Origin of the sequence: Carnobacterium sp. (assembly GCF_049673005.1) — a bacterium.
Taxonomy (GTDB): domain Bacteria; phylum Bacillota; class Bacilli; order Lactobacillales; family Carnobacteriaceae; genus Carnobacterium_A.
In genome coordinates, this window is record NZ_JBATXB010000111.1 from 126122 (window position 1) to 145109 (window position 18988).

Sequence of the window (18988 nt, forward strand, 5' to 3'; positions counted from 1 at the left end):
TTACTCAGTAAATTAAGTAAACGAATGAGTAAAGATTTTTAAAGAACTTTAGCTAAGAAACTCTTTGTTCTTTCATGTTGTGGATAATCAAATAACTGTTCAGGTGTGCCTTCTTCAACAATATAACCCGCATCCATAAAGATTACACGATCAGCAACTTTTTTAGCAAATCCCATTTCATGAGTTACGACAACCATTGTCATACCTGTTTCAGCTAAATCTTGAATAACTTTTAAGACTTCTCCAACCATTTCGGGATCTAATGCTGATGTTGGTTCATCAAAAAGCATCACTTTTGGATTCATAGCCAATGCTCTTGCGATAGCAACCCTTTGTTGTTGTCCGCCAGATAAACTAGCAGGGAAAGATTTTTCTTTATCTGAAAGTCCTACTTGACCTAATAATTTAACTGCTTGATTATGCGCCTCCTCGGGATTCATCCCTTTAACCTTAATAGGAGCGATTTTTAAATTCTCTATTACAGACAGATTGGGAAATAAATTAAAATTTTGAAAAACCATCCCCATTTTCTCTCTCAAATTATTAACTTTAGATTCATTTAGTTCTGTTAAAATGAGATCATCAAAAATTATTTCACCGTCTGTGGGTGTTTCTAAAAGATTTAAACACCTTAATAAGGTACTTTTCCCTGAACCTGAAGGACCAATAATAACAACTACTTCATTTTTTTTAATTTCTCCATTAATATCTATTAATACTTCATTCTTACCGAATGTTTTTTTTAGGTGATTAAATTTGATCATGATTCATCTTCCTTTCATAGTGATTTAATAGTTTAGTTAGACTAAAGGTTAAAATAAAGTAAATAACCATTGTAACGGCCAAAGGGGCAATGCCTCTGTAAGAAAGAGAAGTAACAATCTTTGTTTGGAATATTAAGTCTCCAACTCCAATAATAGAGACAATTGAACTTTCCTTAATAATTGTAATAAATTCATTTCCTAAGGCTGGCCAAATATTTTTTAAAGCTTGCGGGAAAACAATATAACGCATAGCCGTTTTTTTGCTCATACCTAAACTTCTAGCTGCTTCTGTTTGACCTTTGTTAACAGAGTTTAAACCTGATCTAATAATTTCACTTATATAAGCACCACTATTTAAAGAAACTGCTATAATACCTGAAGCAAGTGCTGGGATATTTATTAGATATCCAACTGCAAAATAAATGAACATTACTTGGATCATCATAGGTGTACCCCTGACAAATTCCACATATGCTGTCGCTGGCAAACGAATGAGTTTACGATCAGACAGTCTCATTAGCGATAAAATTACTCCTAAAATAGAACCGAAAAAGACACTTAGCACAGAGATCAGGATAGTATATCCTGTACCTTTAGCAAAATAGCTCCAGTAATTAATTATTGTTTTAGGCTTTGAATCTTCCTGACCATCTTGGCCTTGGCTTTCTTTCAGTAATTCTCCAGCCTCTTTTAAATAATCTTCCGTTAAGTTATTTTCTTTAATAGTAGAAATAGATTGATTAATAGCTGTTACAAGACTAGCTGAGCCTTTCTTTACGGCTACCGCTGCTCCTTGTTCGTCTTCTTGTAATTCAAAGCCGCCATCAAATGTTGCTAGCCCATTATCATTGGCAACATAAGCCATCGCACTTGGTTTCTCCATAATAATAGCTTCTATTTTATTAGTTTTTAAAGCTAAAATTAAATCAGTTATTTTAGATAAACTTAATATTGAGGAATCTGGCATTTGTTCCTTTGCTAGTGATTCTTGAATTGACCCAGTTTGAACCCCTATTTTTTTTTGATATAAATCATCTTTTGAAGTATATATTTCATTGTCCGATGGACGAACAACAATATTCTGTCCGCCTATATAATAAACCTCTGAAAAATCGACACTTTCTTTACGTTCATCAGATGCGCTCATTCCTGAAATAATAATATCAACCTTTCCAACTTCTAGAGCTGGTAACAAGCTATCAAATCCAATATCTTGTATCTCTAATTTAACTCCTAAATCTTCAGCAATTTTTTCGGCAATGGAAATATCCATCCCTACTATTTCATCTTGTCCATCAAGAGTCGCATGGAATTCATATGGCGGAAAATCTGCACTAGTTCCAACTACTAGCGTTTCTTTTGATTTAACTTTTTTTAATGAATTATCTGCAGCTAATACTTGTATTTTTGGTAAAAAGGTACTTATTAAAATTATAGATAAAACAATAGTCATTATTTTTCTCTTCATCATTATTTCCTCCTGTATTTTAAGTCTTTTGTAGTTTAACAGAAAGAGAATATTTATGCAATATATATTTGTTTTAACCACCTATTTTTGATTTTACACCCTGATTATACATAAACAAATGTATAAAAACGTTTTCCAACCATTTATTAAACACTAAGACTACCTATTTATTAAAAGAATGAAATAGTAGCCTTTTATTTTAAATAGGGGTAAACTGACTTTAGACAGAATATTGGAGGTATTTTATGGGACAATTATTTAAATCTGATACGAGTATAGATGAATTATTTTCTAAATTTGTACTTGACCCAGAAGAAGCTATCAAGACCAAAGAAGTGTTAAAAGAAGAAAATGAAAAAAATGAAACTAAAACGGATAATAAAATAAAATAAAACAACTCTCTTTTCAATTTATTGAAAAGAGAGTTGTTTTATTTTATTCCATTCGTTCTCGGCTTTTTGCTTCTGAAAATCCATTTGGATACCGTTTTCTTAGTTTATCAATATTCTGAATAGCTACATCTTCAAATGGGATATCTGCCCACTCTGCTATTTGAGATAAATACCATAGAACATCACCCATTTCTTTAACGAGTTCTTTTTTATCTAAATCGTGTCCATGGAAGGTATATTTTTTAATCAAATCTACTAATTCACCAGATTCACTCGCTACTCCTAACGCACAATTTGTTAGTACTTGCTCATTTCCATACAAAGTGCGGCTTGCTAATTTTTGATACTCGTTAAACTCCATTTACAAAACCCCTTTTTCATTTGTACAAATTTTTTTATTTAACAAACTAAACGTCTATTTTTTCTTTTTCAAATAACCTTCTATTAATCTCCATGCCTCATCTTTACCTTCGCCAGTTTCTGAAGAAAACAAAACAAAGTCATCTTCTGGATCAAAACCAAGAGATTCTTTTGATATCTTCGTATGTTTATTCCATTTACTTCTAGGTATTTTATCCGCTTTTGTTGCAACAACAATTATCGGGATACCAAAATGCTTAAGAAATTGATACATTTGTTTGTCATCAGCAGTTGCTGGATGCCTAAAGTCAATAACACATAACGTTACTTTCAAAGGATCTCTTTGAGTAAAGTATGTTTCTAACATTTCTCCCCATTTTGCACGTTCTGTTTTAGATACTTTTGCATATCCGTATCCAGGGACATCAACGAAATAAAATTTATCTTCAATAATATAGTAATTTAGCGTTTGCGTTTTTCCAGGTTTACTTGATGTACGTGCTAAACCTTTTCTATTAATTAATGTATTTATAAAAGAGGATTTACCTACGTTTGATCGTCCTGCTAAAGCAACTTCAGGTAAACCAGTTTTTGGGTATTGAGCAGGTGAAACAGCGCTAATTACAATATCTGCCTTATTAACTTTCATATTTTTATCTCCATCTCTTATCTGAATTCTTTTATTATTCTAACATAAATTGATATCAATATCATTCCTTTCTTTTTTTACATTACTATTGGTTAATTCTTAAAATAATAGTAAATGAGTATCGTATTTTTAGACTAACTCAACATGTACTAGTCTCCTTAATTTAAAAATTAAACAACCTCCAAAAAGTCTTACTCTTTGGAGGTTGATGTAACTAACTATTCACTAAAACTAATCAATCTTTTGTCCATCTTCGTTATAGAAATCTGGAAGACCACTTCCACTAACTGTTTCTTCCGTTATTACACACTTCGCAATTTCAGGACGACTTGGTAAGTCAAACATAATTTCTAACATAATATTTTCAATGATTGACCTTAATCCACGAGCACCAGTGTTACGTTCAATAGCTTTTTTAGCGATTTCTCTAAGAGCTGTTTCCTCAAACTCTAGTTCTACATCATCAAGTAATAGCAGTTTCTTGTATTGCTTTTCTAATGCATTCTTAGGTTTAGTCAAAATATGAACTAGATCATCTTCTGTTAATTTTTCTAAAGCTGCCATTACTGGTAAGCGTCCAATGAATTCTGGTATCAAACCAAATTTCAATAAATCTTCTGGTATAATTTTTTGCATAACACTTTCATCAAGGTTTGCAATTTTTTTAGAAGAGCCAAATCCTATAATCTTTTCCCCTAGTCTACTCTTAACAATCGTTTCAATTCCATCAAAGGCTCCACCGACGATGAAGAGAATATTTGTAGTATCTAATTGGATGAATTCTTGATTTGGGTGCTTTCTTCCACCTTGAGGCGGAATATTAGCAACGGTACCCTCTAATATCTTTAAGAGTGCTTGTTGGACACCTTCTCCACTAACATCACGTGTAATTGAAACATTTTCACCTTTACGTGCAATTTTGTCAATTTCGTCAATATAGATAATCCCTTTTTGAGCTCGTTCTACATCAAAATCAGCAGCTTGCATTAATTTAAGCAGAATATTTTCAACATCCTCACCAACATATCCAGCTTCAGTCAAACTAGTCGCATCAGCAATGGCAAAAGGAACATTCAAAATACGTGCTAAACTTTGTGCTAAAAATGTCTTTCCTGAACCAGTAGGTCCAATTAAACATATGTTACTTTTTTGTAGTTCAACGTCATCAACTTGTGTATCCATTTGATTAATGCGCTTATAGTGATTGTATACAGCTACAGAAAGAGATTTTTTAGCTTGTTCTTGGCCGATAACGTAATCATTCAGAATCCCTCTGATTTCTTGTGGTTTAGGAACTTCTAAGAACTCACCGTAACCCGCATCACTAAACTCTTCATCAATAATTTCTTTACATAAATCTATACATTCATTACAAATGTAGACTCCTGGACCTGCCACTATTTTTTTTACTTGATCTTGTGATTTTCCGCAAAATGAACAATTTATAGGACCTTTTGTTTCTTCATCAATAAACATACTTTTTGTCCACCTCTATTCTCATTCATGCTTATCATAACAATACACTATTGTTTCAACATCAATAAGCTGTTTTAAACTCTTATAATCATAGCATAACCTAATTTTTTTATCCATAGAACCAACTCTAAACTAAGTGTGTTATATAGTAATAAAGAAAAAGACTCCAAAAGTTACTTACCCTTTGAAGTCCTTTCCTTCAATTTTTTTAACTAAATTCATTCTAGGTTATTTATTTTTCTACTGATGTAGAAGTAATTAAATCAATTGCTTTTTTCATAGAAATGTCATGCTTAAGCATGTCAGGAGTCAAAGCAGCGCGAACAGCTTTTTCTTCCATTCCATATTGTTCAGCTAATTCTTTAATTTCAGCTTCTACTTCTTCGTCAGATGGTGCAAATGCTTCTGCTTCAACAATAGCTTCAAGAACTAAGTTTGTACGAGTTCTTAACTCAGCATCGCTTTCCATTTGTGTGTGTAAATCTGCTTCTGTAGTACCTGTAATTTGGTAATACATTTCAGGAGAAACACCTTGGCGTTGCATGTCATTCAAGAATGTATCCATTTGACGGTGAACTTCATCATGTACCATTGAGCCTGGTAATTCTTCGATTGTTGCATTGTCTACTGCTTGACGAATAGCTGCTTCTTCTACAGCTTCATCCGCTGCAGCATTTTTTGCTTCAACTAACTTATTCATCATTTTTTCTTTTAATTCAGCTAAAGTTTCAACTTCTTCGTCTACATCTTTAGCAAATTCATCGTCTAATTCAGGTAACTCTTTAGCTTTAACTTCATGTACTTTTACTTTAAATACAGCTTCAGCACCTTTTAAAGATTCTTCATGATAGTCTTCAGGGAAAGTAACGGTTACTTCTAGTTCATCGTTAGCTTTAGCTCCAATTAATTGCTCTTCAAATCCTGGAATAAATGAGTTTGAACCAATTTCTAGTGAATGATTCTCGCCTTTTCCACCGTCAAATGCGACTCCATCTTTAGAACCGTCAAAATCAATAACAACAGTATCGCCTTCAACAGCTGCCTCTTCTTTTAAAACAAGTTCAGCTTGTTGTTCACGTTTTTCTTGTAATTCAGCTTCAACGTCAGCTTCAGTAACTTCACGATCTTGCTTATCAACAGTCAAGCCTTTATATTCGCCTAATTTTACTTCTGGTTTTACAGTAACGATTGCTTCGATAACCCAAGGTTGTCCAGCTTCCATTGATTTAACATCAATTTTTGGTTGATCAACAGGTTCGATTCCAGCTTCTTTAAGAGCTGCTTCGTATTGTTCTGGTAATACTGCATTCAAAGCATCTTCATAAAGTGATGCTTCTCCATACATTTTATTGAATACTTGACGTGATACTTTTCCTTTACGGAAACCTGGTACATTTAAAGTACCTCTCACTTTATTAAAAGCAGTATTCATACCTTCTTTAATTTTTTCTTCTGAAATTTCAAATGTTAATACACCATCATTAGTGCCTTTTTTTTCCCAATTTGCAGTCATTTATATTTCCCTCCGAAACAGTCTATTATTTGGCAATTCTTTTCAAAATTGCATACTCCTTAATCTTACACTATACCTTTATTTTTGTAAATACAAACAGGCTAAAGACTACATTTTACTTAATATTTTTAATTAAATCCACGTTTGTATTTCATCATTTAGACGTTGCATCCACTTTTCCATCATTTCCAATTCTATCGACGCCGTCTTTTCTGTTTTAAATTCATGAAATTGATCATATCTTTTCAAATATAAAACTACCCATTCTTTTGGCGAGACAATTACTTCATCGATAAATGGATACAACAACATAAAATGCAAGTTTGCTTCTTGAACAATCGCTTGAAATAAAACGGGATCATTATTTTCAATTGTTTCTTTTAAGATATGTTCTACGGCTTGAACAGCCTTCGTCTCCGTTATTAATAGCATATCTATAGGTTTTATTATTCGCTGTTCATTAAACCATTCTAAATTAAATGTATTTTCTATATTTTTTTCCATAAGAAATTCTATTACTGTTGTTTTCACTATACCATTAACGTATGGATTGCTTAATAGACTCGTAGCCGCTTTTACAAATCGCGGCAATGGTAAGTCTTTAGCGTTTTTAATAATTTCAGCTTGCTTTTCAAATGATTGATTCCCCATAGAAAAAACATTTTTCATTATTGTTTCATAATGCTTTTCATTTTGAATCTGGACTAATGCTCTTTCTTTTTCTAATCTTTCAAATTGAGAATGCCATTTAAAATCATTCTCATTCGTTTGAGACAGTTTATCTTTCACTATTTTTTCTGCTTGAATAAAATAATGTCCTTTAATAAGGATAGACACATAGAATAAAGTTAAGTTGTCTTCACTAGTGTAATAATCGATTTCTTTATCTGCTATCGTTTTAGCTTTCTTATACTCTCCTTTCTGATAAAGTGCCGTTGCATAAAATGAGTTTATTCTTGGCTCTTGTTTAATAGCATAAGCCTCTTCAAAATACATTGCTGCTTCTTCCATGTTTCCCAATTCAAAAAATTCAAGACCTTTATTGATATATGTCTCATAATTTTTAGGAAATTCAATTTTTTTGCCCATATTATTCACCCATTCTTTTATCACTACTCTTTGTGTTGCTTTTGTTCAGTGTAACATAGGTTGAAATGGTGTAATAGGCTAATTATCTGTATGTAAAAAAACACACCCTCATTAACTAGATAACTTTGCCTTAAATCATTCAAGGTGAAAGTCTTCTACTAAGCAGGATGTGTGTGTTTTAATATTTTCTAAATCGCTGGTATCTTTCTTCAATTAAATCATTAGAAGATTTAGAAGTTAAATCATCAAGCGTCTTTACTAATTGCGCTTTTAGATTTTTTAATATTGTATCATTATCAAGTAAACCATTTTGATTTGTTTCTGGAATAATCTGATCAATGATTGATAAACCAAGTAAATCGGTAGCTGTTAACTTCATTATTTCAGCAGCCTCATCAGCTTTTGAAGCGTCTTTCCATAAAATAGAAGAGAAGCCTTCTGGTGAAAGAATAGAATACATCGTATGTTCCATCATCCAAACTTGATTTCCCATTGCCAAAGCCAATGCTCCACCACTGCCTCCTTCTCCAATAATAATAGAAATGATTGGAACTTTTAATTGACTCATTTCCATTAAGTTTCGAGCGATTGCTTCTCCTTGACCACGTTCTTCAGCTTCTACACCGCAATAAGCACCTGAAGTATTGATAAACGTTACAACTGGTCTTTTAAATTTTTCAGCTTGTTTCATTAATCGTAAGGCTTTTCGGTACCCCTCAGGATGTGGCGAACCAAAATTACGCTCAATGTTTTCTGTTAATTCATGACCCTTTTGATTCCCAATAACAGTAATAGGTTGTCCATTTAATGTAGCAATTCCACCTACAATGGCTTTGTCATCACGAAACGAGCGATCCCCATGAAACTCTATAAAATTCTCGAAAATTTCTTCAAAGATTTCTAAAGCTGTCAATCGAGATGTTTTTCGAGATAGAACCACAATTTCACTTGCTTCACTCAATTGTTTCACCTTCTTCTATACAAATTCTCTTTCAGATAGTTAACGTTACTGATGAAATTTTAAAAGTAGTCCTAACGTTTCTCTAAGTTCTACTCTTGGAACGATTTTATCAATAAAGCCATTCTTCAATACAGACTCTGCTAATTGGAAGTCATCTGGCAAAGTTTCTTTAATTGTTTGTTCAATTACTCGTCTTCCAGCAAAACCGACTAGTGCTCTAGGCTCTGATAGAATAATATCACCCTGCATAGCAAAACTAGCAGTCACCCCACCAGTAGTTGGATCAGTTAGGACAGTAATATACAATAATCCTTCTTCACTGTGGCGTGCTACTGCCGCACTAATCTTAGCCATTTGCATCAAAGATAAAATACCTTCTTGCATGCGAGCGCCGCCTGAAGCTGTAAAAATAATGATTGGTAGCTTTTCTTTTGTTGCTTGTTCTAGTGTTCTAGTAATTTTTTCTCCTACAACACTTCCCATGCTGCCCATAATAAAACTCGAGTCCATTACACAAATGGCTGTTTCAAGACCTTTAATTGAAGCTTTACCCGTAACAACTGCTTCGTGCAAATTAGTTTTAGTTTGCATATTTTTAATTTTTTCTTCATAACTTGGAAAATCAAGAGGGTTTTTAAAAGCAATATCTAAATTCCATTCTTCAAAAGTTCCTTCATCTACTGTTAATTCAATTCGTTTTTTAGCGTCTATTCTAAAAGTATACCCACATTCTGGGCATATCTTTTCGGACCCTAAATCTTTTCCATAGATGGATCGTTTACAATTTGGACATTGTGTAAACATTCCTTCTGGTACTTTTGCAGCATCTTTTTCATCTTCTAATCGTGAACTTTTAGTAATAGGGATAAAAGCTCTTTTCTTAAACAATCTCACTTTCTCACCTCTTTATTCACTTAACGGATTATTATTCGACACGCGGTTTCCATTCTTTAAGAAAGGTATCTTGTAAGAAACTAGTATCATATGATCCAGTGACAAAACGTTCATCTGCCAATAAATCTTCTTGGAAGAATTGGTTGCTTATGATTCCTTCAATAACCAATTCTCCTAATGCACGTTTCATTTTTGCAATAGCTTCAGCGCGGTCAGCACCTTTAGTAATAATTTTAGCAACCATAGCATCATAATACGGCGGAATGACATAACCTGCAAACATTGCACTTTCTACTCTTAAACCATTCCCACCACTAGGCATCATTAAATAAGTAATCTTGCCTGGAGAAGGTGCAAAATTAAATGCTGGGTTTTCAGCGTTTATCCGGCATTCAATTGTATGTCCAGTAATTTTTACGTCTTTTTGTTTGATTTTCAGTTTATTGCCGCTAGCAATCGTCAATTGTTCTTTCACTATATCAATTTCTGTTGCCATTTCTGTAACAGGATGTTCTACTTGGATACGAGTATTCATTTCCATAAAGTAAAAATTCCCAGACTGATCTAATAAAAACTCAATTGTTCCAGCGTTTTTATATCCAACAAATTTTGCGGCACGAACAGCAATCTCTCCTAAACTTTTGCGTTGGTCTTCGCTGATTGCAACAGAAGGACATTCTTCAATTACTTTTTGATTATTACGTTGCAATGAACAATCTCTTTCTCCTAAGTGGATAACATTACCATGGTGATCAGCTAGTATCTGAACTTCAATATGACGTGCATGTTCAATTATTTTCTCCATGTACATACGGTCGTCTCCAAATGCTGCCTTAGCTTCACTTTTAGCACTGTTAAAAGCAGCATTTAGTTCCTCACTTTTATACACTTTTCTTATACCTTTTCCACCGCCTCCAGCAGCAGCTTTCAACATCACTGGATAACCTAACTCATCTGCAAGTGCTTTTGCTTTATCAGTATCGGTGATAAAGCCATCACTTCCAGGAATAACCGGAACGCCTGCTTGAATCATTAGATCTCTTGCATTAGATTTATTTCCCATTTGCTCAATTGTATCAGCATCTGGTCCAATAAAAGCCACATTCATTTCTTTACACATTGTAGCAAATGTGCTGTTTTCTGATAAGAAACCAAATCCAGGATGAATTGCTTGTGAGTTGGTTACATCTGCAGCACTTAAGATACTTTGCATATTAAGATAAGAATCGGTCGCTTTTGCTGGTCCTATACAAATAGCTTCATCAGCCAATTGCATGTGCAACGCATCACGGTCGGCTTCTGAATAAACAGCTACTGTTTGAATACCCAGTTCACGACAAGCTCTAATGATTCGAACAGCTATTTCCCCACGGTTTGCTATTAATATCTTTTTAAACATATACTTATCTTCCTATGATGAACGTTAATTCAGCTTCACAAACTTTTTTTCCATCAACGTATGCTACACCTTTGCCGATACCTGCATAATCTTTTAATTTAACAATATCTACCACTAATACCAATTGGTCTCCAGGAACAACTTTTTTACGGAATTTCACTTTATTCATTCCACCTAGGTAAGCTGTTTGTCCTTTAAATCTGTCTAAAGTTAACAATGGAATAGAACCAGCTTGTGCTAATGCTTCTAGAATATAAACACCAGGTAAAACTGGTTCTCCCGGGAAATGTCCTTGAAAGATTTCTTCGTTAATTGTTACATTTTTTAAGGCTGTAACGTGTTCTCCTGGTGTCATCTCATCTACACGATCGATAAAATAGATTGGGTAACGGTTTGGAATCAAAGCCTGGATTTCTGCGATATTTAATTTAGTCATGTTTTGTATTCCTCCTATATAATTCTAAATAATGGTTGGTTGTATTCAACAACCTGCTCATCTTCTACGTAAACTTCTGCAATCGTTCCTTCAACTTCACTTTTGATTTCATTCATTAACTTCATTGCCTCAACAATACAAAGAACATCTCCAACTGAAACAGCATCTCCAATTTTTTTGAAAGCAGGTTGGTCTGGAGCAGAAGACATATACGTTACACCAACTAATGGTGATTGGATAACGTGTCCTTCTTTTATTGCTTCTGTTTCAGATTTATTTGGAACAACTACTTCATCTTTTTGTAGAGAAGCTCCTGATTTAATAGGATCATTTTTCTTAATGGGAGTAGCCTCAATTAAACTTTTAGGTTCATTAGAATGGTTCGCATGTTGTGTACTAGTTGTATTTTTGCTCATTCGCATTGAAATATTATCCATTTGTAAATCAAATTCTGTTAAATCAGAATGATCAACCAATGCAAGAAGTTCTTTAACTTGATTAAAATCCATTATTTACCCTCCCATTTTTTGAAACAAGTGACCGCATTATGGCCACCGAATCCTAATGAGTTATTTAAAGCATACTTCGTTTCAGTTTTTCTACCAACTCCTGGTACATAATCCAACTCACATGCTTCGTCTTGGACTTCTAATCCGATTGTTGGAGGTAAAAAACCTTCTTGAAGTGCTTTAATACATGCGATTGCTTCGATTGCGCCAGCAGCACCTAATAAATGTCCTGTCATACTTTTAGTACTTGAAATCGCAACATTCTTAGCTAGCTCTTCGCCGAATGCATATTTAATCGCCATTGTTTCAGCAGAATCATTGGCTGGTGTTCCAGTTCCATGAGCATTTACATAACCAACAGTTTCTGGTGTAATACCCGCTTCTTGCATAGCATTTATCATCGCTTTTCCAGCACCACTGCCATCAGGTGTTGGTGCAGTCATATGATAACCGTCTCCTGTTGAACCATATCCAACAATTTCCCCATATATTGTTGCGTTTCTTTCAAGTGCATGGTCTAGGCTTTCTAACATCACAACCCCAGCTCCTTCGCCCATTACAAAACCAGAGCGTTCTTTGTCAAAGGGGATAGATGCACGATCAGGGTCTGTACTAGTAGAAAGAGCTGTTAATGCAGCAAAACCAGAAATACCAATTTCATCAATTGTTCCTTCTGCTCCACCTGCTAGAATAACATCCGAGTAACCATGTTTGATATTGCGATAAGCTTCTCCAATAGAGTTATTTCCTGAAGCACAAGCTGTCACAATAGACGTGTTAATCCCTTTAGTACCAATTGCAATTGAAATATTACCTGCAACCATGTTACCTATTGCCATTGGAACGAAAAGTGGTGCCACCCGTTGCGGTCCTTTATCGTGCATTTTTATAATTTGTTCTTGCATAGCATTTAGTCCACCTATACCAGAACCTACGATGACTCCAAAACGATCCATGTCCGTTTTTTCTGTATCAATCCCACTCATTTCAACAGCTTGTACAGCGGCAGCGACACCATATTTAGAAAAGTCATCCATTCTTTTAGCGATTTTACGAGGCATATAGTTTGTCGGATCAAAGTCTTTTAATTCACCAGCAACACTTATACCTGTTTCAGTTGCATCAAACTTCGTAATTGGTCCAATTCCATTTTTACCTTCTTTTAAACCATTCCAAAACTCATCAACAGTATTGCCTAACGGGGTAACTGCACCCATTCCTGTAATTACTACACGATTCGTCATTATAAAGTCTCCTTTTCTAACCATTCATTACCATACCACCATCAACATTAATCACTTGACCGGTAATATAGTTGTTTTCGCTTAAAAATACTGCTACACGAGCAACGTCATCAACATTCCCGAAACGTTTTAACGGAACTTGCCCAACTGCTGCCTCTTTCATTTTATCTGATAGGACATCTGTCATTTCAGTTTCAATAAATCCTGGTGCAATAGCATTCACTGTAATTCCTCTAGCAGCTAATTCTCTAGCAGCTGATTTTGTTAAGCCGATAACACCTGCTTTACTAGCAGCATAGTTAGCTTGACCAACATTCCCTACTAAACCGACTACACTAGACATATTAATAATCGTACCGCTTCGTTGTTTTAACATGACTTTAGTTGCATGACGGATGGTATTAAAAGTTCCTTTTAAATTCACTGAAAGGGTTTGATCAAAATCATCCTCAGACATACGCATTAATAGTTTATCATTCGTAATTCCAGCGTTATTAACCAAAACATCAACACTACCAAAAACTTCTTTAGTTTCATCAATCAACTGTTTCGCTTTATCAAAATCACTCATATCGCCTAAAATAGTATGAACTTTTGCTCCATAAGACTCAATTTCTGTAATCAATTCAGAAGGGATAGGATTACGACCATTTAAAACAATGTTTGCACCCGTTTTTGCAAAAGCTAGCGCAATCGCTTTACCAATCCCTCTTGAACTGCCAGTAACGATAACTGTTTTATTTTCTGTCGTCATGTACTCATTCCTTTTTTTTAAGATAATGACTGGACTGCTTTGAAGAATTCCAGCCATTTTAATGTGTCGCTAATTTAGTTAGTGTTTTTTCTAAAGTTTTTTTATTTTCTACATTCATAGTAGTTACAGATTTATCAATTTTTTTAATAAAACTACTTAGCGTTTTGCCAGGGCCAACTTCAATAAATGTATCTACACCTAAATCAATCATTTTTCTAACGCTGTCTTCCCAATAAACTGGAGACATGACTTGTTTTACCATAATTTCAGCAATTTCTTCTTTAGATAAAAATTCTTTAGCTGTTGTGTTGCTTACAATTGTTAGTATCGGATCATTAATTGTTATGTCTTCAATTTCTTTTGCCAATTGTTCTGCTGCTGGAGCAAGCAAAGAAGTATGGAAAGGTCCACTTACTTGGAGTGAAACAACTCGTTTTGCACCTTTTTCAAGTAAAAGTTTTCCGGCTTTTTCGACAGCTTCTTTTATGCCAGCTATCGCAATTTGTCCTGGCATATTATAATTTGCAGGAGACACAACGCCTAAATCACTCGCTTGTTCACATGCTTCTACAATCGTGTCGCGATCTAGTCCCATTATTGCACTCATAGCACCTAGACCTTCAGGAACAGCCTCTGTCATATACTGTCCTCTTTTTTTAACCAGTTTGACAGCTGTCTGAAAATCTAGCACTCCAGCTTTGACAAAAGCACTATACTCTCCAAGACTAAGACCAGCTACCACTTCTGGTACTATTCCTTTTTCTTTTAACAAACCATCAATTGCTAAACTAAGAGTTAAGATTGCTGGTTGAGTATACGTTGTTTTGTTAAGCAAGTCATTTTCTTCAAAACAAAGTGCTGCCATATCCATATCTAGAGCTACACTAGCTTCATCAAAGACGTTTCTTACTATTTCATATTCCTCATAGAGTTCTTGTCCCATTCCTGAATATTGGGCACCTTGACCACTATATACAAATGCAATCTTCATCGTAAGACTCCTAACTTTTTATCTTTTTATAAAAAACGAAGCTAAATCACTTACCTTCTATCATTTTCACAAAAATTATAAAAAAATATCAGAAATCCTTGGAAGCCAATAGGAACTTCTTTCAGCTTTCTGATATTTTCATTCATGTTCATACTTACTTATTTTAAAAGTCCTAATTGATCCGCTTGGTTTTTTATAACCATTTTATATTCATCCATCAACTCATGTATGATTGCTTCACAACTTTGTTCTTTTTTAACTAGTCCAGCACTTTGTCCAGACATAAATGAACCATTCACTTTATCCCCATCTACTACTGCCCTCTTCAAAGCTCCTTTTCCTAATGCTTCTAAAAGAGACAAGTCTGGGTTTTCATCACTAGTGATAGATTTTTCTACTTTTAAATATTCTCTAGTCAATTTATTGCGTAGTACTCTTACTGGATGTCCTGTAATTAATCCGGTTACGACAGTATCAATATCTTTTGCTTTTAGGATGAAATCTTTAAAGTTCTTATGTGCGTTACACTCATAAGCAACAACAAATCTCGTTCCTAACTGAGCTGCAGATGCACCTAAAGCCATCACAGCTGCTACTCCTCGTCCATCAGCAATACCACCAGCTGCAATTACTGGTATAGATACTTGATCAACCACTTGAGGAACAAGATTCATAGTCGTTGTCTTACCGATATGACCACCGGCTTCCATTCCTTCACAGATAACAGCATCTGCACCTTCTTGTTGCATTCTTCTAGCTAGAGCAACAGAAGCTACTACAGGGATAACAACAGTACCTGCAGCTTTGAATTGTTCCATGTATCTTCCTGGACTACCCGCACCTGTGGTAACGACTCTTATCTTCTCTTCGCAAACTAACTTTACAACTCCATCTACGTGAGGTGAAAGAAGTAAAACATTTATACCAAAAGGTTTATCTGTTAATCTTTTTGTTTCAGCAATCAATTCACGAACAGTCTCTACATCGGCATGTCCACAAGCTAAAACGCCTAATCCACCTGCATTTGATACTGCACTTACTAGACTTGGGTCTGCAACCCAAGACATTGCACCTTGGATAATAGGATATTTAATACCAAGTTTTTCAATTAATTCAGATTGCATACAGTATTCCTACTTTCTAATTGTCTCTTAATTATTTAGCTAATTCTGTCTCTACAAATGATACGATATCTTGAACAGTATTTAAGCCTTCTTCAGATTCAATTTTGATATCAAATTCATCTTCAATATCATTAATAATTTGGAATAAATCTAAACTATCAGCTTCTAGATCCTCACGGAAATTAGTTGTTAATTGTACTTCCTCTTCTTCTTTGTCTAATTGATCCACGATAATTGCTTGAATTTTTTCGAATGTCATTTTGGTTTCCTCCATATAATTTAATTTTTTTGCTTACTTTTATAGCCTAAGCAGGCTTATTATTACTTTTGTTAAATTCGGATTAGCATTGATCCCCACGTGAGTCCCCCACCAAATCCAGTTAATATTATTTTTTTACCTGTTCCCAGAACCAAATCACCAGACAAAACAAGTTCGTCAAGTAAAATTGGAATACTTGCTGCAGAAGTATTTCCATAATCAGAAATATTTAATGCAAATGTTTCAAAAGGAATTTTAAGTTTTTTAGCCATCGATTGGATAATACGCGAATTAGCTTGATGTGGTAAAATTCGATCAATATCTGACAAAGTTAGTGATGCCTTGTCAACGACTGCTTCAATACTTTTCGGTACACTACGTGTCGCAAAATCGAATATAGCTCTACCTTCCATTTCTAAATAGGTATCCGTTAAGTGATTTTCACTGTAGGGATTAGTTACTGGTAATGCTCCTGCTGTCAAAGCTAAGCCTCGACTTCCATCTGAATGGATATCTTCTGATATAAAACTACCTATCGAATCCGTACTCTCTAACAGTACGCCTCCTGCTCCGTCACCGAATAAAACAGCGGTGCTTCGATCATTCCAATCAATCATCTTTGACATGACCTCGCCACCTAAAACTAGAGCATAATGAAAATTCCCACTGCTTAACATCTTTTCAGCTACTGATAAAGCATAGATAAAACCAGAACAAGCTGCACTTAAATCGAATGCCATACTCTTACTTGCTCCAATGTAATCTTGAACCAAACAAGCAGTTGAAGGACTTAAGTAATCTGGAGACATTGTCGCAACGATAATCAAATCAATTTTACTCGCTGATATGTTAGCTTTTTTAAGAATATCTAAAGCAGCTTTTCCACAGAGAACTGAAGTATTCTCAGATTCACTTATTCGCCTATTTTCAATTCCTGTTCTTGTTTTAATCCAGTCATCGCTTGTATCCATTAAGCTTTCCAACTGCGCGTTAGAAATAGTCTTTTTAGGAAGATAACTCCCTGTACTAATAATTTTTGCTTGCATCCAGTTCAACTCTGTTCTTATAAATTATTTTTTATTTCGTCCAGAAAACCATGCAGATTTCTTAAACCTTTAATTAATATTTCGGCTTCTTTTCGTTCCATCCCGGTGATGGTTTCGTTAACCATGTTACGATGAAATTTATCATGTAAGCGATAAAGAAGTCTTCCTTTTTTCGTAAGTCCTAATCGAACAACCCGACGATCTTTTTCACTTCTGATTCGTTCAACATATCCCTTTTTCACAAGATTATTAACAGAAACCGTTAGTGTTCCAGCAGTAATGGTCAGTTTTTTGGCAACTTCGGAAGTTGTATTAACTTGATCCATTCCTATGGCTTCAATCGTATGCATTTCTTTAATTGAAAGATCATTAAATGTGCTCCCTTGAAGAGCATTTTCTTCAATCATTATAATTTCATTGAATATTGTAATTAAGTAAGCATTTATTTCATGCTCTAATACTTTGTCCACACCAGCTCCTCCGTTCCTTTATTTTACTCACTGAAATATTACTTTGAACATCAAACTATTTGACTATCAAACTATATTATTAAAATTATGAACTGTCAAGAAAAATAAGAAAGTTATTTTATAAATCTCCTTCTTTCCAAGTAGCTATCTACTGCTAAAAATAAAATTAACCCCGTCATTAAAGGATTTGTAATCCTAAACAACTTAATAGTATGCTGGGTAAAAATATATTTACTCTTAGGTATTTTATTTCGATACTAATTTTTTTTAGGATTAATTTTTCCGTAAATTTTTCTCATAAAACACAAAAAAAGATTAAGACATTTTGTCCTAATCTTTTAAGTCTATTTTTATTCTTAATTATGGATAAATTCAACAATATCTTTAAAATTAACAATTGTTTTCGATTCCATGATGTCTTTCATCTTTTCCGATGACTTTTCCCAATAAATCTCAACAACAGCGCTATTGTTTAATAGTTTTATAATAGTCCCTGCCATTTTTTCATCTCTAAATAAGAAAATGATTTTATCGCCTAAGTCTGGTCTAAATGAAGCTTTAATCTCATCAATAATCTCGTTTGCTTCATCATATGGTACTCCTAAAAGAGTTGCAATTCTAGATTTGCTTGCTCCCTTACGTAACTCAACCTCAACTAACGATTGAATTTCTTTGGTTATTTTTTCTCCCACTTAAATTCCCTCATTTCTTTCTTTCTAAAAAAACGTGACCCTTAGCTTAATTAGTTTGCTTATCTATCATACCACATTTCTCATCAAAATGAAATAAACGTCTAATCAATTCTCAAAACAGCTTCTATCTATGAGTTTTTCACAAAAAAATATCACTTGATGTTTCTATTAGTAGGTTTATTTTAGCACTATATATATAGTTTATCTTTACGTTTATCTTTAAATTGAATCAAAAAAAGAAAGGCTTAACAATCAAGCCTCTCTCCTTATTTTGTAGCTAGTCCCTTTTTATACTTCTAAATAGTTGGAACGCATGAGAGGTTATCTTCTATTCCCATACTTTTTTATTGACTTGTTCTATTTAAGGAACTTCGCCACATTATTAATTTTTCCAATGATCCAGTTTTTTACTGAAATAGAATCACTGAATAGTACTAGAGCCTTATTTTGACCCTAGAAAAGAAGACATTGTACCTTGTCCTTCTTTTCACTACAATA

21 protein-coding genes are annotated in these 18988 nt (G+C 34.1%); 1 reads left to right on the forward strand and 20 read right to left on the reverse strand.

The features are described from left to right. Nucleotides 1-38: 38 nt before the first annotated feature. Both WBF61_RS08620 and WBF61_RS08625 read right to left on the reverse strand, forming a co-directional pair. A complete protein-coding gene (locus WBF61_RS08620) occupies nucleotides 39-764 on the reverse strand; it encodes an amino acid ABC transporter ATP-binding protein (protein ID WP_424255679.1) in 726 nt (241 codons plus the stop codon). Continuing rightward, complete coding sequence (locus WBF61_RS08625; RefSeq protein WP_424255681.1) at nucleotides 751-2235, reverse strand: ABC transporter substrate-binding protein/permease; 1485 nt, start codon at nucleotides 2233-2235, stop codon at nucleotides 751-753. The genes WBF61_RS08620 and WBF61_RS08625 overlap by 14 nt, the downstream gene beginning before the upstream one ends. Before the next feature lie 242 nt (nucleotides 2236-2477). On the opposite strand from WBF61_RS08625, the gene WBF61_RS08630 reads away from it, so the two are divergent. Next, nucleotides 2478-2624, forward strand: a complete 147-nt coding sequence (locus tag WBF61_RS08630) for a hypothetical protein (RefSeq protein WP_424255683.1) — start codon at nucleotides 2478-2480, stop codon at nucleotides 2622-2624. Between the two features lie 43 nt (nucleotides 2625-2667). On the opposite strand, the gene WBF61_RS08635 is transcribed toward WBF61_RS08630, so the two are convergent. The 18 genes from WBF61_RS08635 to WBF61_RS08720 form a co-directional block, all read right to left on the reverse strand. After that, the gene (locus tag WBF61_RS08635; protein WP_424255684.1) at nucleotides 2668-2985 is read right to left on the reverse strand and encodes a nucleoside triphosphate pyrophosphohydrolase family protein; all 318 of its coding nucleotides are present in this window, start codon (nucleotides 2983-2985) and stop codon (nucleotides 2668-2670) included. A 54-nt stretch (nucleotides 2986-3039) separates the two neighbouring features. Continuing rightward, a complete protein-coding gene (gene yihA, locus WBF61_RS08640) occupies nucleotides 3040-3633 on the reverse strand; it encodes a ribosome biogenesis GTP-binding protein YihA/YsxC (protein WP_424255686.1) in 594 nt (197 codons plus the stop codon). A 231-nt stretch (nucleotides 3634-3864) separates the two neighbouring features. Further along, complete coding sequence (clpX, locus tag WBF61_RS08645; protein ID WP_424255688.1) at nucleotides 3865-5109, reverse strand: ATP-dependent Clp protease ATP-binding subunit ClpX; 1245 nt, start codon at nucleotides 5107-5109, stop codon at nucleotides 3865-3867. A 232-nt stretch (nucleotides 5110-5341) separates the two neighbouring features. Then, on the reverse strand, nucleotides 5342-6622 hold the full coding sequence (tig, locus tag WBF61_RS08650) for a trigger factor (RefSeq protein WP_424255690.1): 1281 nt from the start codon (nucleotides 6620-6622) through the stop codon (nucleotides 5342-5344). A 132-nt stretch (nucleotides 6623-6754) separates the two neighbouring features. Continuing rightward, the gene (locus tag WBF61_RS08655) at nucleotides 6755-7711 is read right to left on the reverse strand and encodes a tetratricopeptide repeat protein (RefSeq protein WP_424255692.1); all 957 of its coding nucleotides are present in this window, start codon (nucleotides 7709-7711) and stop codon (nucleotides 6755-6757) included. Between the two features lie 178 nt (nucleotides 7712-7889). Then, nucleotides 7890-8672, reverse strand: a complete 783-nt coding sequence (locus tag WBF61_RS08660) for an acetyl-CoA carboxylase carboxyl transferase subunit alpha (protein WP_424255694.1) — start codon at nucleotides 8670-8672, stop codon at nucleotides 7890-7892. Between the two features lie 45 nt (nucleotides 8673-8717). After that, nucleotides 8718-9566, reverse strand: coding sequence for an acetyl-CoA carboxylase, carboxyltransferase subunit beta (gene accD, locus WBF61_RS08665; RefSeq protein WP_424255696.1), 849 nt, complete (start codon nucleotides 9564-9566; stop codon nucleotides 8718-8720). A 31-nt stretch (nucleotides 9567-9597) separates the two neighbouring features. Next, nucleotides 9598-10965, reverse strand: coding sequence for an acetyl-CoA carboxylase biotin carboxylase subunit (locus tag WBF61_RS08670; RefSeq protein ID WP_424255698.1), 1368 nt, complete (start codon nucleotides 10963-10965; stop codon nucleotides 9598-9600). Between the two features lie 4 nt (nucleotides 10966-10969). Then, complete coding sequence (gene fabZ / locus WBF61_RS08675) at nucleotides 10970-11401, reverse strand: 3-hydroxyacyl-ACP dehydratase FabZ (RefSeq protein ID WP_424255699.1); 432 nt, start codon at nucleotides 11399-11401, stop codon at nucleotides 10970-10972. A 14-nt stretch (nucleotides 11402-11415) separates the two neighbouring features. Next, nucleotides 11416-11910: an acetyl-CoA carboxylase biotin carboxyl carrier protein gene (gene accB, locus WBF61_RS08680; RefSeq protein ID WP_424255701.1), complete on the reverse strand. Its 495-nt coding sequence runs from the start codon at nucleotides 11908-11910 to the stop codon at nucleotides 11416-11418. After that, nucleotides 11910-13154: a beta-ketoacyl-ACP synthase II gene (gene fabF, locus WBF61_RS08685; protein ID WP_424255702.1), complete on the reverse strand. Its 1245-nt coding sequence runs from the start codon at nucleotides 13152-13154 to the stop codon at nucleotides 11910-11912. Before fabF ends, accB begins: the two co-directional genes overlap by 1 nt. Nucleotides 13155-13170: 16 nt before the next feature. After that, nucleotides 13171-13908 (reverse strand): 3-oxoacyl-[acyl-carrier-protein] reductase, encoded by a 738-nt coding sequence (gene fabG / locus WBF61_RS08690; RefSeq protein ID WP_424255703.1) that lies wholly within the window; start codon nucleotides 13906-13908, stop codon nucleotides 13171-13173. Between the two features lie 58 nt (nucleotides 13909-13966). Next, nucleotides 13967-14899, reverse strand: a complete 933-nt coding sequence (gene fabD, locus WBF61_RS08695) for an ACP S-malonyltransferase (RefSeq protein ID WP_424255705.1) — start codon at nucleotides 14897-14899, stop codon at nucleotides 13967-13969. Between the two features lie 158 nt (nucleotides 14900-15057). Further along, nucleotides 15058-16023, reverse strand: a complete 966-nt coding sequence (gene fabK / locus WBF61_RS08700; RefSeq protein WP_424255706.1) for an enoyl-[acyl-carrier-protein] reductase FabK — start codon at nucleotides 16021-16023, stop codon at nucleotides 15058-15060. A 31-nt stretch (nucleotides 16024-16054) separates the two neighbouring features. Then, nucleotides 16055-16282, reverse strand: a complete 228-nt coding sequence (locus tag WBF61_RS08705) for an acyl carrier protein (protein WP_424255708.1) — start codon at nucleotides 16280-16282, stop codon at nucleotides 16055-16057. A 71-nt stretch (nucleotides 16283-16353) separates the two neighbouring features. Next, nucleotides 16354-17328: a beta-ketoacyl-ACP synthase III gene (locus WBF61_RS08710; RefSeq protein WP_424255710.1), complete on the reverse strand. Its 975-nt coding sequence runs from the start codon at nucleotides 17326-17328 to the stop codon at nucleotides 16354-16356. 17 nt (nucleotides 17329-17345) lie between these two features. Further along, nucleotides 17346-17735: a MarR family winged helix-turn-helix transcriptional regulator gene (locus tag WBF61_RS08715; RefSeq protein WP_424255714.1), complete on the reverse strand. Its 390-nt coding sequence runs from the start codon at nucleotides 17733-17735 to the stop codon at nucleotides 17346-17348. A 419-nt stretch (nucleotides 17736-18154) separates the two neighbouring features. Beyond that, complete coding sequence (locus WBF61_RS08720) at nucleotides 18155-18490, reverse strand: DUF2187 domain-containing protein (RefSeq protein ID WP_424255711.1); 336 nt, start codon at nucleotides 18488-18490, stop codon at nucleotides 18155-18157. Nucleotides 18491-18988: the final 498 nt, after the last annotated feature.

Bases quoted from the DNA above. Each gene is read 5' to 3' on its own strand.
- tig (WP_424255690.1), bottom strand. From the start codon at position 6,622: ATGACTGCAAATTGGGAAAAAAAAGGCACTAATGATGGTGTATTAACA.
- yihA (WP_424255686.1), bottom strand. From the start codon at position 3,633: ATGAAAGTTAATAAGGCAGATATTGTAATTAGCGCTGTTTCACCTGCT.
- WBF61_RS08620 (WP_424255679.1), bottom strand. From the start codon at position 764: ATGATCAAATTTAATCACCTAAAAAAAACATTCGGTAAGAATGAAGTA.
- fabZ (WP_424255699.1), bottom strand. From the start codon at position 11,401: ATGACTAAATTAAATATCGCAGAAATCCAGGCTTTGATTCCAAACCGT.
- fabG (WP_424255703.1), bottom strand. From the start codon at position 13,908: ATGACGACAGAAAATAAAACAGTTATCGTTACTGGCAGTTCAAGAGGG.
- WBF61_RS08655 (WP_424255692.1), bottom strand. From the start codon at position 7,711: ATGGGCAAAAAAATTGAATTTCCTAAAAATTATGAGACATATATCAAT.
- fabK (WP_424255706.1), bottom strand. From the start codon at position 16,023: ATGCAATCTGAATTAATTGAAAAACTTGGTATTAAATATCCTATTATC.
- WBF61_RS08635 (WP_424255684.1), bottom strand. From the start codon at position 2,985: ATGGAGTTTAACGAGTATCAAAAATTAGCAAGCCGCACTTTGTATGGA.
- WBF61_RS08705 (WP_424255708.1), bottom strand. From the start codon at position 16,282: ATGACATTCGAAAAAATTCAAGCAATTATCGTGGATCAATTAGACAAA.
- clpX (WP_424255688.1), bottom strand. From the start codon at position 5,109: ATGTTTATTGATGAAGAAACAAAAGGTCCTATAAATTGTTCATTTTGC.
- WBF61_RS08625 (WP_424255681.1), bottom strand. From the start codon at position 2,235: ATGATGAAGAGAAAAATAATGACTATTGTTTTATCTATAATTTTAATA.
- fabF (WP_424255702.1), bottom strand. From the start codon at position 13,154: ATGACGAATCGTGTAGTAATTACAGGAATGGGTGCAGTTACCCCGTTA.
- accB (WP_424255701.1), bottom strand. From the start codon at position 11,910: ATGGATTTTAATCAAGTTAAAGAACTTCTTGCATTGGTTGATCATTCT.
- WBF61_RS08630 (WP_424255683.1), top strand. From the start codon at position 2,478: ATGGGACAATTATTTAAATCTGATACGAGTATAGATGAATTATTTTCT.
- WBF61_RS08670 (WP_424255698.1), bottom strand. From the start codon at position 10,965: ATGTTTAAAAAGATATTAATAGCAAACCGTGGGGAAATAGCTGTTCGA.
- WBF61_RS08715 (WP_424255714.1), bottom strand. From the start codon at position 17,735: ATGATTGAAGAAAATGCTCTTCAAGGGAGCACATTTAATGATCTTTCA.
- fabD (WP_424255705.1), bottom strand. From the start codon at position 14,899: ATGAAGATTGCATTTGTATATAGTGGTCAAGGTGCCCAATATTCAGGA.
- WBF61_RS08710 (WP_424255710.1), bottom strand. From the start codon at position 17,328: ATGCAAGCAAAAATTATTAGTACAGGGAGTTATCTTCCTAAAAAGACT.